The sequence below is a fragment of the Trinickia violacea genome, from assembly GCF_005280735.1.
Taxonomy (GTDB): domain Bacteria; phylum Pseudomonadota; class Gammaproteobacteria; order Burkholderiales; family Burkholderiaceae; genus Trinickia_A; species Trinickia_A violacea.
In genome coordinates this window covers 2,610,324-2,625,287 of the sequence record NZ_CP040077.1, presented here as the reverse complement: position 1 = coordinate 2,625,287, position 14,964 = coordinate 2,610,324, and the positions used below count along the sequence as shown (strand labels likewise).

Below are 14,964 nucleotides of genomic sequence, written 5' to 3'. Positions count from 1 at the left end.
CCGCCGAGTGCAGAGGAGGAGCGGAGATGCCCGCAGAGGTGCTGGGAGTCGGATGGGGTTTCCCTGTCGAGCTGGTCGACGAAGGCGCACCCGGCGGCGAGCGCTTCGCGCTCGCGCGCTACGAGGAGAGCGTGAGGCAGGCGATCGTGATCATTCTGTCGACGGCCAAGGGCGAACGCGTGATGCGGCCGACCTTCGGATGCGGACTCCATGAGCTCGTGTTCGCGGTGAACAGCGCGGCGACGCGCGCGATGGCCGCGTTTCACGTGCGCGAGGCGCTCGAGGAGTGGGAGCCGCGCATCGACGTGCTGCGCGTGGAGGCGGCAAGCGCGGGTGAGCACGGCGAACAGCTGCTGATCGATATCGACTACCGCGTGCGTCTGACCGACAGCCGTTTCAACCTCGTGTATCCGTTCTATCTCGACAGGCCGCTCGTATGAATTCCGATCGCGTACCGGTGTTCAGCAGGACGGCATGGACAGCGGCGGAAGTGTCCGCCGTCGTGACGCGCTCGCTCGCGCCGGGCGCGGACCGTTCCGACCCGCTCCGGTGCGCGCTCGAAGCGGTGCTGACGCACTATTGCCAACTCCTGGTTGCCGGGCTGAACCGCGTGCCGGACGCGCATCTCGCCGCCTTCGTGTCGCTGCTGCGCCCGTCGCCGGTGCCGCCCGTGCCGGCGACGGTGTCGCTCGCGTTCAAGGCGGTGCGCGCACCGGCGGTCCGCGAGGCGCCCGTCGTGCCGCGCCGTACCGAGGTCGCCGCGGCGGCCGGCGGCGGGGCGCTCGCGGTGTTTCAGACGACCCGCGACCTGCAAGTGTTGCGAGCGGAGCTGACTCGCGCGATGGCGGTGGATGGCCGCCGCCAAGTCGTCGCTGATGCGGCCGCGATCCTGCAGGACAGCCGCGCGGCGAGCGCCGGACTCTTCGCTGACGCGGTGCCGTTCACCCGGGCAATGCATATCGGGGATCGCCGTTTCGGCGAGCCGTCTTGTCTCGCGGGTGTGCAGTTGACGGTCGAGATCGACGACCGCTTCGCGTGCCCCAAGGGGCCGGCGATCGAATGGGGCATCGCGAGCCCCGGCGGCTTTGTGCCGCTCGCGCCGCTGCGCGATACGACGCAGGGCTTGACGCGCAGCGGCGAGCTTGCGTTCGGCGCGTGTTCCGCATGGCCGCAAACGGTGTTGCGCGGAATCGAATGCTGCTGGCTGACGGCTCGCCTGCGTGCGGCGCCGGCAACCGACGCGGCGCTGGCTCCGGCGCCTGGCGTGACGATTCGGCGGCTGCATGTGTCGACGCAGCACGCGAGCGCGGCGGTTCCGCCACAGGCCGCGCTATTCGGCCGCGTGCCGCTCGACGTGACGCGGGAGTTTTTCCCGTTCGGCGAGCGGCCGCATTTCGGCGACGTGTTCTATCTCGCGTCGCAGCACTTCGCGCTCGCCGGCGCGCGCATCGAATTGCACATCGTGTTGTGCAATCCGGCGGACGCGGACCCGGATGCCACTCCGATCGCTCCTGTGAGCCGCGACGGCAGCCCGCGCACGCAATGGGATATCCATACCGCGGCGGGCTGGGTTCCGCTCGCCGTCATCGATGGGACCGACGCGTGCACGCTTAGCGGCACGCTCGCCTTCTCCGTGCCTATGGCGGCCGCGCCGGCGATGGTCGGCAACGTGACGGCAGGCTGGATACGTGCGCGCTTCGTATCGGGTAGCTACAGCGCGGGCGACGCGCCCGGCGGCGCGGGCGTGGCGATCCGTCCTGCCGCGCCTGCGATTGCCAGCGTGGCCATCGCCGTGTCGATCACGCGAGGCCCCGACGAACCGGAGCGTCTGATTGTCGATAACGGTCTCGAGCAGAGGGAGGTCAGGAAAACGACGGACTCGCAGCAGCGCGCGCCGTTCTGCGCATTTTACGCGCTCGACGTGCGAGGCCAGGCACTGTGCCTCGGCGTGCAGGCCGCACGCGACGAGCTGGCGGGACATTCGCTCAGTTTCTACGTCGGCGTGAACCCGGGCGATGCACCGCCCGTGTTGCGCGAGGCTGCGCCTGATACGCCGCCTGCTCGCTGGCAGGTGCGCGGCGCGACTGGCTGGGTCGACTGCAGCGCGCTCGATCGAACGGGAGGGCTGCGCGAATCCGGCTTCGTCACCGTCAGCGTCGGCGACGATCTCGCGCCATGGCGCGATGCGGTTGCGGATCCCGACGGCAAGCTGTGGTGGCTGCGTCTGCTGCTCGATCCGGACGGCACGCGCGCGACGGCCATGCCAGACATCGGCCGCATCGTGCTGAACGCGGTGCCCGCGGTGCAGACCGCGCGGTACGAGCGCGAGCTGCTCGGCTCGAGCACTGGCCGGGCGGCGCAGCGGTTTCACGTGGCGCGTAGTCCGTTGATCGGCGACATGGAGCTCGAAGTGCGCGAAGGTCCGGCTGCGGACGGCGCCGCCTGGGTGCGGTGGCAGTGCGTCGCGGACTTCGACGGCTCGGCGCCGGACTCGCCGCATGTCGTCGTGGACCGGCTGAACGGGGCCGTCGTGTTCGGCGACGGCCGGCGCGGACGGATCCCGCCTGCCGGAGGCAACAACATCCGCATCAGCTATGCGTCGGGCGGCGGCGCGCGTGGCAACTGCGCGGCACAGACCGTCAAGCAGTTGCGCACGACGATTCCGTATGTCGAGTCGGTCACGAACGTCGACGCCGCCAGCGGCGGCCAGGACGCACAGGACGCGCACGCCGTGCGCGGCGCGGCGCTGGCGTGGCTGAGGCACCGCGACCGCGCGGTATGCATCGACGACTACGCGGCGCTCGCGCTGCGAGCGTCGCCCGACGTCGCACGTGCGGCCGCCGTCGGCGCGGCCGAGCTGAACCTGAGCGAGCCGGCGGGGCCGCCGCCGAACGTCGTCGGCATCTCCATCGTGCCGCGCAGCGATGCGCCGCAGCCGCAGCCGTCCGCCGCGCTGCTGCGCAACGTCAGGCAGTACCTCGAGCCGCGCCGCCCGGCCGGGGTCGAGCTGGTCCTGTTCGGACCGAGCTATCTGTGCGTGAGCGTGAGCGCGGCGCTCGCGATCAGTCCGGACGCGCACCCGGCGCGTGTCATCGCGCAGTGCGAAGCGCTTCTCAACCGCTTCCTCCATCCGCTCGCCGGCGGGCCGGATGGGCGAGGGTGGGCGTTCGGCGAGCGCCCGCACGCGTCCGATTGCTATCGGGTGCTCGACGGCGTCGACGGGCTCGATCATGTGCAATCGCTGCGGTTGCATTTCGACGAAGCGTGGGCGGACGCGCCCGGCGCCGCGCGTCTGCTCGTTGCGGCGGGCTGCCACCGGTTGTGCGCGGGGTGACGACGATGGCGGACATCATGGCCGACGAGCGCGATTTCGACGATCTGGTCCGCGAAGGACTGGCGCTGCTGCCTGTGTATGCGCCGGAGTGGACCGACCATAACCCGTCCGATCCGGGTGTGACGCTAGTCGAGTTGCTCGCGTACTTTTCGGACCTGCTGCTTTATCGCGTCGGACGCGTCACACCGGCCGCGAAGCTGCAGTTTCTGCGCCTGATCAACGGCGCGTCGCGCAATGACGCGATCCGCACTGACAGCACGGAACCGGACGCGTTGCAGCGCGCGCTCGACAGCGCGGTGGCCGCGCTCGCGCAGCCCGCTTGCGCGATCACCGCAAGCGACTTCGAGGGGCTCGCGCTCGCCGCCGCGCGGCGGCACGCTCCGGCGGACACGCGCTTCATCGCGCGCTGCGTGGTGGACGCCGATCTCGCCGACGGCCGGCAGCGTGGCGCGGATTGGCACCAGCCCGGGCACGTCAGCGTGATCGTCGCTGCGCTCGACGACCTGTCCGAGCGAGACGCGGCGAGGCTGCGCACGAACGTGCGACGGTATCTGCTGCCGCGCTGCCTGTTGACGACGCGGCTGCATGTCGTCGCACCGGACGACCTGTACGTCGGGCTCGGCTTGAGCGTCGCGCTGCGGCCGGGCGCCGCGTTGCCGGCTGTCGCCGAGCGCATCGCGACCGCGTTGCGGCAGCGCTTCGACGGCGCTGACGCCGCGCCTGCGCTCGGCGTGACGCTCAATCTGACCGAGGTCGCGCGCGTCGTCGACGACCTGCCGGGCGTCGACTATGTCGAGGACGTCACCGTGCTGCAGCTGGGTGCGGCGCGCGCTGCGTTGTCGCATGCCGAGGCCGGCGTAGGCGTACAGCTGGGCAGACGCGCGACGATCGGCGTGGACACGCGGATCGGCGGCGCGTCGCCATACGACGGCGAACGCCTGATCCGCGACAGCGAGGGAGTGCTCGCATCGGTGCGGCTCAAGCCGTGGGAACGCCTGCGGCTCGGGCTCGCGCATGACGGGCTGCGCGAAATCGAGCAGGCCGTTCGCAGCGAAACGGGCCGCCGCGGGAGGGCGAGATGACCGCACGGGGCGACCGGCTGCTGCACAGCCTGCCCGCGATCTACCGCGCAGCGGACGACTCGGGGCAATTGCGCGCGCTCCTCGCGGCGTTCGAGGACATCCTGTTCGCGAGCGACGATCTCAAGGCGCCGGCGATCGCGCAGCAGATCGACGCGATTCCCGCGCTGTTTGCTCCGCTCGGACTCGATGCGGCGGACCATGCGCATGCGCGCACGCCGGACCGCTTCCTGCCGTGGCTCGCGCAGTGGGTCGCGTTCGAGCCGTATCGGCTCTTTTCCGCCGACCGTCTGCGGATCATCATCGCGGGCATCGTGCCGCTGTACGGCCGCCGCGGCACGCGCCGATACCTGAAGGCGCTGTTGCGGCTGTGCTTCGAAGGCATCGGCGAGATCCGCATCGACGAGAACCCGCTGCACGGCTTCACGATCGGCCGTGCGCGGCTCGGCGAGGATTCGGTGCTCGTGCGCGAAGCGCCGTTTCGCTTCAGCATCGACATCGCGCTGCGCGAAGACGCCGGCGAAGCGCATGAGCCGTGGGACGTATTCGAGCAACGGGTGCGTGCCGTCGTGGACTTCGCGAAGCCCGCGCACACCGTGTACGACCTCGTGTTGAGAAGAGGCACAACCCATGCAAAAGAGACAGCTACTCCATAAGAAGCCGGGGTACTTCCACGGCCAGTTGCTGCTCGAGGACGACTTCATCGCCGAGCAGCGCTACCACTCGAATGCGCGCGATCGCCACGCGCTGAATCTGCACAGCTGGGGTGTCGTGCGCGGGCTCGAGGTGATCCGCGTGGACGACACGACGATCGCGATCAGTCCGGGTTTCGCGGTGGACGGACACGGCCACGAGATCGAGCTGCGGCATGAGGAGAAGCTAAGTCTCGCGCCGGCAGCGGCGGAATCGCTGATGGCGATCAGCCTCGCCTACGAGGAAGAGGGCGGTGCCGAAGCCGGCGATGAAGCCGGTCAGCGCGTGCGCCACTGCTACGGCGTGCTGGCCGCATCGGTCGGCGTCGCCGAGGCCGCGGTCGTGCTCGCATCGGTGCAACTGAACGACAAGGGGCAGCTCGGCCGCGACGCGATCAGCTTCGCCAATCGCCGCCACCTGAAGACGCCGATCATGCCGGGTTCGGTGAGCGCGGCAGCGCTCGATACGCACCTGCGCATCGGCTGGCTCAGGATGCCGTTCAGGCCGATGCCGATTCCGCCGGACAAGGACGAACCGCCGCCGCCGTTTCGCGTCGGCCCGACCGAGGCGCGCGCGCATCGCGAGCTGGACGGGCAGCCCAATCTGCGCGGCGCGGCGGGCAGCATGGCCATCGCGCTGCCGCCGGGCGTGACGCGGGTGCTGCGCCTGCGCGTGGCCGGCGAGGAAAACCACAAGCGGCTCCACGTCGAACTGCTGATCGGCGGCTGGGATCCCGCGCAGCGCAAACATATGGCGCGCGAGGTGCTGAAGGCCGAGGTGAAGCAGGGAGCGTTCGACGAGACCTGGAGCGTCGATCAAGGAGACGTGCATCCGGAGACCTCGACGTTGTCGCTGGAGATCCGCTGCGAAGGGTATGCGCGGGTGTCGCTCGTCGCGGTCGAGGTGACCTGCGACCCGGCCGCGCTCCCTGCGGCGGCGCTGGGCGCATGAGCGAGCGGCCATGACCAAGTTCGAGCACTCGCTCGCGCACCTGCTCGCCGAAATGGAGTGGGTCGATCTGTTGATTCGCGCACTGGTTGCGCGCGTGCGGACCGAGCAGACCGAGGACGATCAGTTCCGCGGCCTTTACCTGTCCGAAGCGCGCGTGGATGCGTTGCTCGCGGCGCCGCTCGGCGCGCCTTCGTGGCTCGCCGCCGGCGTGGGCCGGGATCAGGCGTTGCCGTCCCGGCTTGCCCCGCTGCGCGAGCAGATCGCCGCGCGCCGGCAAGCGAGCGTCGCGGCGGGCGTCGAGTTGCGGCTCGAACGGCTGCGCTCGCTGTTCGGCTTGAGCGAACTGGACGTCGGGGTGTTGCTGATCAGTGTCGCGGTCGGCTTGGACGCGCGTTACGAACGGCTCTATGCGTATCTGCAGGACGACGTGACGAAGACGAGACCGAGCGTCGATCTCGTGCTCAATCTGCTCGAAGTGGACCCCCTCAGAAGGTTTGCCGCGCGCGCGTGCTTCGACGCGGATGCGCCGCTGCGGCGCTACCGGCTGATCGAGATGTTCGACGATCCGTCGCGGCCGACATCGCCGCTGATCGGCCGGTTCCTGAAAGTGGACGACCGCATCGTGTCGTTCCTGCTCGGGTCCGATCAACTCGACGACAGGATCGCGCCGTATGTCCGCCGGATGGAACTGGGGCAGGCGCTCGATTCACTCGTCGTAGAGGACGGCGTGAGGCGCGGTTTGCAGCAGCTTGCGGTGGACGCGCGCGGCACGCGGCGGCTCGTCGTGCATCTGCAGGGACGCGCGGGATCAGGGCGCCGCACGATCGCGAAGGCGTTGGCGCTGGCATGCGGGAGGCCGCTCGTCGGCGCCGACCTCGAGCGCATGCAGCAGGGCGCCGATTTCTCCACGTGTCTCGTGCTGATCGATCGCGAGGCCCGTCTTGCAGGCGCGGCGCTGTACTGGAGCGGATTCGATGCGTTGACGTCCGACGAACATCGCCCGCTGCTCGCAGCGTTTCGGCAGATCGTCGAGAAGGGGCCTGCGCTGGCTTTCGTCGCGGGCGAGACCGCGCACTTCCCCGTTAGCCCGGCGGATGACGTGCGTTATGTCAGCGTCGCGCTGCCGCCGTTATCGGGCCCGCAGCGGCTCGAGCTGTGGCGCAGGGCGCTCAGCGGCCGGCCGTTCGACATCGACGCTGCCGACTTGTCCGGGATCGCAACCCGCTTCCGCTTCACGCCGCGGCAGATCGACGAGTCGGCGTATACCGCGATGAACCTCGCAAGCTGGCGCGCGCCGGGGAACGCGCGCGTTGCCGTGCAGGACCTCTACGACGCGTGTCGTCATCATTCGAACCGGACGCTCGCGACGCTCGCGCGCAAGATCACGCCGCGCGTCGGCTGGGACGATATCGTGCTGCCGCCAGATCGCATCGTGCAGCTGCGCGAGATCTGCAATCACATGAAATACCGGCACCAGGTATTCAGCGAATGGGGATTCGAGCGCAAGCTCGTGTCCAGCAAAGGCTTGATGGCGCTGTTTGCCGGACCCTCCGGCACCGGCAAAACGATGGCGGCGGAAATCATCGCCGGGGACCTGGGTCTCGACCTGTACAAAATCGATTTGTCGTCGGTGATCAGCAAGTTCATCGGCGAAACGGAGAAGAATCTCGCGCGCATTTTCGACGAAGCGGAAACGGCCAACGCGGTTCTGTTCTTCGACGAGGCCGATGCGCTGTTCGGCAAGCGCAGCGAGGTCAAGGACTCGCACGACCGCTATGCGAATATCGAAGTCGGTTATCTGCTGCAGCGCATCGAGGAATACGAAGGCATCGCGATTCTCGCGACGAATTTCCGTCGAAACATGGATGAAGCGTTCGTGCGGCGCCTGCAGTTCACCGTGGATTTCGCGCTTCCCGGTGAAGCGGACCGCTACCGCATGTGGCAACGCATCCTGCCGGAGCAGACGCCGCGCGACCCCGCGATCGATCTCGCACTCCTTGCATGCCGCTTCGATCTGACGGGCGGCAGCATCCGCAATATCGCGCTTGCTGCGGCATTTCTGGCCGCCGACGAACATGACATCGTCCGTATGCCTCACCTGATCGCGGCGACTCAACGGGAGTACCGGAAAATGGGCAAGCTGGTCGCGGATGGTGAATTCGGGACCGCTTCCGAATAACGCACCGTGCGGGTGGGCCGCCTTGTTACGCTGAGACGGAGCGGAATGCGTGTCACAAGACGTACGCGCGCGGATCGTTGTCGGAATCAATACTGCTTCGAAGCCTGGCACTCCCCGGTGCTGCCGTAACCCTCGCAGAGGAACAGCTTGAGCCAGTCGATACGTTCGCGTAGCCGTCGATCGAGGCAGGTGGCGTACACCAGTGAGGACATCGAACCGCCTCCGGAAAGATCGCGCTGCCACGAACACTCGTCATGAGCGAGCGTCTCCCACCGCGCTTGCGTGTCGTGAAGCTGGCGCGCCGAATCAGGCGGCAAGGTCGTGTAGAGCTCTCGCAGAAGGTCTCCGAGCTTGCGCTGGGAAAGGCCGAGCTGCTCAACTTCGTTTTGCTGCGTTTGCACCATTGTCGGTTCGGCCGAAGGCGCGATGACCGGGGACGGCGCGCAGGCGGTGCAGACCGTCAGCACGAGGCAAACCTGTGCGCCGAGCGTGAGTGCGGTTCGATCGAGTTCGCGACGGGTCATCAGATCTGCCCTAGCCATAGCTTGATTTCGTTTTCTCGGCGGTTGGCAAGCCCTTGATTGTAGACGCCACCGGCCTTTTCCCACTTGCGCAAATCATCCGGCACGGCGTTCAAGTTATTGTTGTTGACGTCGCTTAGCGCCGAGCTGCTCTGAAATCCATTGACGCCGATGTTAAAGCAAAATGATACGAGTGCATCAAATTGATTCTGCGTCAGGTCCGTCGCAATGGCATCGTTAAGTGCGCCCTCGTATTTCCGCAAATCGTATGCCAGTAGCGCCTGTACCTGGTCATCCGATATTCCGCCCGCGTACGGCACCGGCGTGCCATTGATGTCAAGCGCGCCCGAACTCTTCTCTGTCGGCGTCAGGGCGTGTCCGACGCCGATAGTCAGCACGCCGACACCGTCGTCGTATGCCTGGTTCCGGTAGCCCTCCCATTGGGTCAGCAAGCTGCGTCCATGATCGCTCATTTGCATTGACATGATTGCTCTCCGAAATACAGTAAGGCATGAGGGGGCCCTTCGAGGGCACCGACGCGCCACAATTTGCCGTTCGAGATAGATTCCTCTCGCGGCGTCTCTGCAATCGTGGTTAATTCGTTTTCTTTAAAGTCGATCCAATATGTCTTGTTTTCAAAATCCTTTGGTGCAGCGGTTCTGTCGTCAGCCTGCGGCCGGCACGGCATCGGTGTCGCGCATCGTCGGCTCCGCAGGTTGATCGGGCCTCGTCTCGAGCGGCACGGCTTGATCAAGGAAGTGGGTGAGCGCCTCGGCCGCGATTTGGCGGAACTTCATCTCGATGACCGCCGCGTTGAGCGCACTCGTGTCGCTGCCTCCCAGTTGTCTAACCGCACTCTGGATAATGGCGTCCGGTGATCGTGCCCTGAGGCCGGCAGTGCCGGCCGGGGCGTCGAGTGCCCGGACGACGTCGAGGATGGACGGTGCGTCGGCCAACCCGATATCCAACAGCTTGCCTGCCTGAGGGCCGAGATGACGGCGCACGACCGCTTGGGCGCCGAGGGAAAGCATGAAGCGGAATGGTAACCCGGTGCGGATCGACAGCAGAACGGGGTCAGTCGTGGCCAGTTGTTCCGTCGAGTAGATTCCTTCGGCGGCGAAGGTGGCGGCAAGGGGAATTGTCACGCCGCCAAGCTGTAGCAGCTTGTCGCCGTTTTCGTCAGCGTCGTTCGGTTGCCACTGTGGGTATGCGAAGCGTCGGATGACCTTCAGAAAGTCGTTCAGCGGAAACAGCGCAAGACCAAAAGCCAGCGCAGTCTGCGCGAACTTGGGATCGGCGGAGGGAGCAACCGCGAGCCCAACTGGCACTGCAAGGAATAATCTCAACGCATACCAGTATGCGTCCGATACGGTCAGGCTCCTCTGCCTGATGCAACGTACTGAATCGCCAACCGCGAACATGAACGCCCCGGAGATCGCGCTGATTGCGACGGGTGCTTCATGGCCGAAGAGGAAGGCAGAACAATCCGCGCCCACCGTCATGCATCCGCGCATGCGGGCGACGAGCACCGCCGAGCCAAAGGAAATTGCCACAAGCAAGACAAACGGTGTCAAGAAAGCACTCAGTCCGTATTGGCTGTGATAGATCGCCTTGAATACGTATTGGCAAACCGAAGGATTGGCGGCGGCTGCAGTACGCCAAGAATTCTCATCTTCCTCGTCCGAGGCTTTTGCAATGAGGCCACGGTCGGACAGCTCGCTGATCAGGCGGCGTGCCCAGAAGCGCTCCAGATACGCGCACAATGCGCCGTCCTTAAGGCTGTTGCGGAATTCGTCGTAGCGCGCAAACCACGTGTGCATCAGGAACCAGATGAACGGGCCGGCGCATACCGCTGTCGCGAGCGCCGCGAGCGTCGCCGCCAATTCGAAATCCTCGATGGAAAACGGCGGGCTGCCCGCGGTCAGCCGCTCGCAAGGGACCCATATTCTGACGGCGTCCCACCAGGCGGAAAGTGCGTCGCCGCCATCCAGGTGGGGAGCCAGCGGGAAAGTTGACGCAACGGAACACGCGGTGGCCGATTGGTCTTTCAGGAGGAACGCATAGGCCAATCCGTCACCGATCAGATTGACGGCGATCACAACTGCCCAGAGCGCGACGCCCCTCTGCCACCCTCTTAGAAACAATGGTGTCGATGTCTTGGCGTTTAAAGCCGATTCTTTTCTTTGAAACATGGCTTAGCTTTTCACCATGAGAGCAGCGATCAGCAACGTCGACTGGCCAGGCAGACCACGGAGGAGTGAGATGCGACGCGATATTCGCTGGTGATGGATGCGGAGTTAGACCGTTTATGCCGCCATGTGCCGCAACGCGGTGCGCGTCCGGACAACGGGATCGAACGTCGTTTCTTCTCCTGAAGATAGGACAGCCAAGGCGCTTGTACAAGCGCACTTTATTCGTTAATGCGAGTTTGTGATTTCAATGCGTGCCTGAAGGTATCGCGCCTACCCGGAGTGTTCTACGCAGCGAGCGCGCTTACCATTCTTTGCCGCCGTCGATAAGCATCAATCTCGCGAAAGTCGTCCGAATTGCATATGCTGTATGAATTCCGGCTAGTTGGCGTCATTTTCCCGCAGTGAGTTCAGGACCGTCTGAGGGCGGGTGCTGCAGGGGCGGGGGCCACGCACTTTGTGCAACTCCCGACCGCCACGGTCGCCGGGTTGTTGCGGGCCGTTGCACTTGGCATCCGCGACCGCGCTATCGCGAAAGGAGTGGCTGATATGAGCGAACGCGAACAACTCGATAGCGCGCTAGCTGCCACATCGTTGGCCAGGCGCAATGATGAGCGATTGGCAGCAGCGATCCGCATACAACCGGCTTCACCGGGTGCAGCTGTCGCGCGGGACCCGGTGGACCGTGTCGCCTGCCGTATTGGGGACGCTTCGTGCGCGTCTGCGCACGCGGGTGTGCTGAGTCGGTCGAAGCGTCTGGATGGCGCCGGGGCGCAGCAGTCGCTGCTACGCTTGCAGAGGGACTTCGGCAACCAGTATGTCGGTCGGGTTCTCAGCCGTGTCGCCGGCGAAGGCGAGCAAGCTCAGGACATGACGGCCATTGAACGTTCGATCGACTCGGCACGCGGTGGCGGTCATGGTATGGATCACGGCACCCGCGCGCGGATGGAGGCCGCCTTCGGCGCCGATTTCAGCGACGTGCGCATTCACACGGATGCGAAATCGGACAGCCTGAATGGGTCGCTCGCTGCCCGGGCGTTTACCACCGGCCGCGACGTGTTTTTTCGCCATGGCGAATATAGTCCCGGCAGCTCGTCCGGCCGGGAGTTGCTGGCACACGAACTGACGCACGTGGTGCAGCAGAATGGCGACGGCCTCCAGCGCAAGATGACCGTGAGCGAGCCTGGGGATCCCCAAGAGGTCGAGGCTGACCAGATGGCGCGTGCGGTAATCCAGCAGGAGCAGATGCAGGCCGTGGATCGCGCGGTGCCCCCGCTCGAATCAGCCTCATGCCACGGAGGAACGAGCCTGTGCCGGGACCCGAATTCGTAAGCCAAGTCGTCTTTAGCGGGAAGCTGCCGCTAAACGTTGAAGAGAGTTTGTCCGAAGTTGATCGGGCAACTCCGTCGCCGCGCGATTCTGCACGTTATCCGGCTGCCCGTGGTATCGGCTCTTCTGTGCGAGCGCACGCCTCTGCAATCCAGCGCATCGCTTCTTCAAGGTCGTCTCGAGCCGGCAATTACCTCTTGCAGCTGCAGAGAAGCTACGGCAACGGCTATGTGCAGAAGGTGCTCTCCACGGCCAGTCAAGCGGGCGCATCTCAGGTGGAGCGCATACCTGCAGCCAGGCTTGAGCTTCCGTCAAAGACCTCCGTGCTAAAGCAGCTATCTCGTGCCACGAGTGCTAGCCGACCACTGCAGCCGAAGCTAACTATTAGTGATCCTGACGACCCATATGAGAAGGAAGCGGAAGAGATAGCGGAGAAGGTCGTAGTCCAGCGTAAATGTGCGAGTGGGGGAGATTCAGACGAGGAATGTGGGCAGTGCCGGATGAATCGGCTTTCGCTGCGGCGGGTATGCACGGATGAAACGGCCGGGTCGGAAGCTCCGGGTATCGTAGATGACCATACAATTCAACAAACGGGGGAAATGCGGCGCACTGTACAGCGGCTGTCGTGGGACGACGTTGCCAACGTGGTATCCAGCGCTGAGGATACGGTCAAGCAGGATGCAGAGGCGGCGGCTTCGGCGGTTGCATCGGGTGCCCAAGCAGTGGGCCAGACGGTTGAAAGCGGCGCCCAGGCAGTTGCGGGAGCGGTCGAAACGGGTGCCCAGGCGGTTGCTCAAGGCGTAGAAGCTGCAGGCCAGGCTGTGGTCAGCGGGGCGGAAGCAGTCGCCAGCGGGGCTGTGGCGGCGGGTAAGGCCGTCGTCAGCGGCGTGGAAGCCGCGGGCCAGGCAGTTGTCGGTGGCACCGAGGATATATTGACTGCCATGGGCGGAGCGAATGCCATCGCCGGACTCTTTGGAGGGACAGTAACGGTAACGCCTTCAGGGGGAGTTGTAATTAGCATTCCTGATCAGGAAATCGCCGAGGTGGAAGACGAAACTTTTGTGCTTCCTGTCGGCATACCTACGCTAACGCTCTTCGACGCTGGCTTCAAGTTAGGACCTTTTGTCATTGACGCTTGGGCGGGAACGATCGTTGGTGATCCCTCCGTTACCCTGGCTATCGGCCCGGTCAGATTGCAGAACATCAGCTTGGTGCTGGATCCGGTCGGGGGCACTTATTTAGGCACGGCACAGCTTTACATCGGCTCCGCGATAAGCGGCTCTGTGGAGAAGGCCGATGAGGCCAAACTTCAGGCAGAGGGTGTGATTCCTGCGGAGCCGCCGATTCCGATCCTTGCCAGCGCCGAGCTGGGGCTTCGCGCCATCCTTCGCCTGGTCGGCAAAGAGGGTTTCAGCGACACCGTCAATGTGGGCTATGCCGGCGGGTCCTTCATCCTGCGACAGGTGTTCGACGTGAAGCTTGGCGCCCTAGCCAACCTGGACCACGAGGCGTTCTTGCGCATTGAGATCGAAGGCGAGGAGATCTGCTCCGTCATTTGGCCGATAAAGTCGCAGCGTTTGGGAGATGCAGGGGTTGAGATTCGCGTGCCAGTTACGATTGCAACCGGTTCCGGCAAGGCGGTCGCGATTGGCACTCCGACTGCCGCTAAGTTCCCGGCCGACGCCATCGAGACGGAGCTGCAAGACGACCACGAACCCGAGCACTGCATGGGGCTGGAGGAGCTTGGCAAATTCCTTTGCAGGAAAGGAAAGCTGCCTCCTGACATCTGTCTTGTGCTGTTCCCGGCGAAGCCGTCGACGCCACCGGGTCCTCCCCCACCGGTTCCGTTTGGTCCGGTAGCCCCCCCTGTAACGCCTCCCAGTGTCGCTTCCGCGCCGACCGGCAGAACGCCCAGTGATCCGATCGAGATGCAATGGTACAAACCAGACAATCTGTACGACACGCCCATCGAACTTGATGGACAGAAGTACCGTCGCACGAAGCCCGGTCAACCACTGCCTCTACCCGATTCGAACCTCGAGATCGGCGTAGAGAGCCAATACCTTGCCAAAGTAGGGAAATTGTTGATTCTCGCCTTCGAACCAGACGGCGGAGCAAAGCGTCGCTTTAACGAGAAATTGAAAGCGCACGGCTACGGAGGTACTAAGGGCGCAGGCACCGACGCCGACCACAACCAGGACCTCCAGTGGGCGGGGCCGGACGAGTTTTATAACTTGTGGCCGTTTGACTCTAGCGCAAATCGGAGTGCGGGGCCGCTCCAGAACGATTTACAGGAAATCACGTTTTCCGATCGAGCTGGAGATCCACCGCAAACAATGAGCATCGGCGAATTCAAGCGCCGGGGGCTCCACCGCGATCATAAGTACTTCACGATCAAATGCATTAGCCTGACGCCACGTGCCTGCCCGTGATTGAGAAAGCGCGGCTCGTGCAGGGCACGCCAGTCCCGACTATCGCGACGGACCTCGGCTACGCGAATTTGAGTGTCTTCATCAGCATGTTCCGGCGCGCGTTGGGCGAAACGCCGTAGCGCTATCGCGAGAGTCGATGAATCATCGGCTGTTGAACCAGCGAGTCAGTGCCCCGCCAGCTCGAGCCAGCTCAACAGGTGGTTCGCAACCGACTCATGCGGAAAAAGCCGGTGGGCATCACGCCTTGCGAGTGATCA

12 protein-coding genes are annotated in these 14,964 nt (G+C 65.0%); 9 read left to right on the top strand and 3 right to left on the bottom strand.

Going from position 1 to position 14,964, the window contains the following annotated elements; all coding sequences use genetic code 11:
- Nucleotides 1-26: 26 nt before the first annotated feature.
- The 6 genes from FAZ95_RS11855 to FAZ95_RS11830 are packed head-to-tail and all read left to right on the top strand — an operon-like array spanning nucleotide 27 to nucleotide 8,236.
- Entirely contained in the window at nucleotides 27-440 is a 414-nt protein-coding gene (locus FAZ95_RS11855; RefSeq protein WP_137332631.1) for a GPW/gp25 family protein, read from the top strand.
- Entirely contained in the window at nucleotides 437-3,334 is a 2,898-nt protein-coding gene (locus FAZ95_RS11850; protein ID WP_137332630.1) for a putative baseplate assembly protein, read from the top strand. The genes FAZ95_RS11855 and FAZ95_RS11850 overlap by 4 nt, the downstream gene beginning before the upstream one ends.
- Before the next feature lie 5 nt (nucleotides 3,335-3,339).
- On the top strand, nucleotides 3,340-4,416 hold the full coding sequence (locus FAZ95_RS11845; protein ID WP_137332629.1) for a hypothetical protein: 1,077 nt from the start codon (nucleotides 3,340-3,342) through the stop codon (nucleotides 4,414-4,416).
- Nucleotides 4,413-5,069 carry a phage tail protein gene (locus tag FAZ95_RS11840; protein ID WP_137332628.1) on the top strand — a complete coding sequence of 219 codons (657 nt, stop codon included), beginning with the start codon at nucleotides 4,413-4,415 and terminating at the stop codon, nucleotides 5,067-5,069. Before FAZ95_RS11845 ends, FAZ95_RS11840 begins: the two co-directional genes overlap by 4 nt.
- On the top strand, nucleotides 5,044-6,057 hold the full coding sequence (locus tag FAZ95_RS11835) for a hypothetical protein (RefSeq protein WP_137332627.1): 1,014 nt from the start codon (nucleotides 5,044-5,046) through the stop codon (nucleotides 6,055-6,057). The genes FAZ95_RS11840 and FAZ95_RS11835 overlap by 26 nt, the downstream gene beginning before the upstream one ends.
- A 10-nt stretch (nucleotides 6,058-6,067) precedes the next feature.
- Nucleotides 6,068-8,236 carry an ATP-binding protein gene (locus FAZ95_RS11830; RefSeq protein WP_137332626.1) on the top strand — a complete coding sequence of 723 codons (2,169 nt, stop codon included), beginning with the start codon at nucleotides 6,068-6,070 and terminating at the stop codon, nucleotides 8,234-8,236.
- An 86-nt stretch (nucleotides 8,237-8,322) separates the two neighbouring features.
- Here FAZ95_RS11830 and FAZ95_RS11825 read toward each other — a convergent pair whose 3' ends face one another.
- The 3 genes from FAZ95_RS11825 to FAZ95_RS11815 form a co-directional block, all read right to left on the bottom strand.
- Nucleotides 8,323-8,760: a lysozyme inhibitor LprI family protein gene (locus tag FAZ95_RS11825; RefSeq protein WP_175425573.1), complete on the bottom strand. Its 438-nt coding sequence runs from the start codon at nucleotides 8,758-8,760 to the stop codon at nucleotides 8,323-8,325.
- Nucleotides 8,760-9,242 carry a lysozyme gene (locus tag FAZ95_RS11820; protein ID WP_137332624.1) on the bottom strand — a complete coding sequence of 161 codons (483 nt, stop codon included), beginning with the start codon at nucleotides 9,240-9,242 and terminating at the stop codon, nucleotides 8,760-8,762. Before FAZ95_RS11820 ends, FAZ95_RS11825 begins: the two co-directional genes overlap by 1 nt.
- Before the next feature lie 180 nt (nucleotides 9,243-9,422).
- Nucleotides 9,423-10,949, bottom strand: coding sequence for a hypothetical protein (locus FAZ95_RS11815; RefSeq protein WP_137332623.1), 1,527 nt, complete (start codon nucleotides 10,947-10,949; stop codon nucleotides 9,423-9,425).
- Between the two features lie 546 nt (nucleotides 10,950-11,495).
- On the opposite strand from FAZ95_RS11815, the gene FAZ95_RS11810 reads away from it, so the two are divergent.
- The 3 genes from FAZ95_RS11810 to FAZ95_RS11800 are packed head-to-tail and all read left to right on the top strand — an operon-like array spanning nucleotide 11,496 to nucleotide 14,826.
- Nucleotides 11,496-12,278 carry an eCIS core domain-containing protein gene (locus tag FAZ95_RS11810; protein WP_137332622.1) on the top strand — a complete coding sequence of 261 codons (783 nt, stop codon included), beginning with the start codon at nucleotides 11,496-11,498 and terminating at the stop codon, nucleotides 12,276-12,278.
- Between the two features lie 47 nt (nucleotides 12,279-12,325).
- Complete coding sequence (locus tag FAZ95_RS11805) at nucleotides 12,326-14,707, top strand: hypothetical protein (protein ID WP_137332621.1); 2,382 nt, start codon at nucleotides 12,326-12,328, stop codon at nucleotides 14,705-14,707.
- A complete protein-coding gene (locus tag FAZ95_RS11800) occupies nucleotides 14,704-14,826 on the top strand; it encodes a helix-turn-helix domain-containing protein (protein WP_175425572.1) in 123 nt (40 codons plus the stop codon). Before FAZ95_RS11805 ends, FAZ95_RS11800 begins: the two co-directional genes overlap by 4 nt.
- Nucleotides 14,827-14,964 lie beyond the last annotated feature (138 nt).

Excerpts from the sequence above, each read along its gene's own strand:
- FAZ95_RS11830 (WP_137332626.1), top strand. The coding sequence starts at position 6,068 with ATGACCAAGTTCGAGCACTCGCTCGCGCACCTGCTCGCCGAAATGGAG.
- FAZ95_RS11815 (WP_137332623.1), bottom strand. The coding sequence starts at position 10,949 with ATGTTTCAAAGAAAAGAATCGGCTTTAAACGCCAAGACATCGACACCA.
- FAZ95_RS11840 (WP_137332628.1), top strand. The coding sequence starts at position 4,413 with ATGACCGCACGGGGCGACCGGCTGCTGCACAGCCTGCCCGCGATCTAC.
- FAZ95_RS11845 (WP_137332629.1), top strand. The coding sequence starts at position 3,340 with ATGGCGGACATCATGGCCGACGAGCGCGATTTCGACGATCTGGTCCGC.
- FAZ95_RS11850 (WP_137332630.1), top strand. The coding sequence starts at position 437 with ATGAATTCCGATCGCGTACCGGTGTTCAGCAGGACGGCATGGACAGCG.
- FAZ95_RS11825 (WP_175425573.1), bottom strand. The coding sequence starts at position 8,760 with ATGACCCGTCGCGAACTCGATCGAACCGCACTCACGCTCGGCGCACAG.
- FAZ95_RS11835 (WP_137332627.1), top strand. The coding sequence starts at position 5,044 with ATGCAAAAGAGACAGCTACTCCATAAGAAGCCGGGGTACTTCCACGGC.
- FAZ95_RS11810 (WP_137332622.1), top strand. The coding sequence starts at position 11,496 with ATGAGCGAACGCGAACAACTCGATAGCGCGCTAGCTGCCACATCGTTG.
- FAZ95_RS11820 (WP_137332624.1), bottom strand. The coding sequence starts at position 9,242 with ATGTCAATGCAAATGAGCGATCATGGACGCAGCTTGCTGACCCAATGG.
- FAZ95_RS11855 (WP_137332631.1), top strand. The coding sequence starts at position 27 with ATGCCCGCAGAGGTGCTGGGAGTCGGATGGGGTTTCCCTGTCGAGCTG.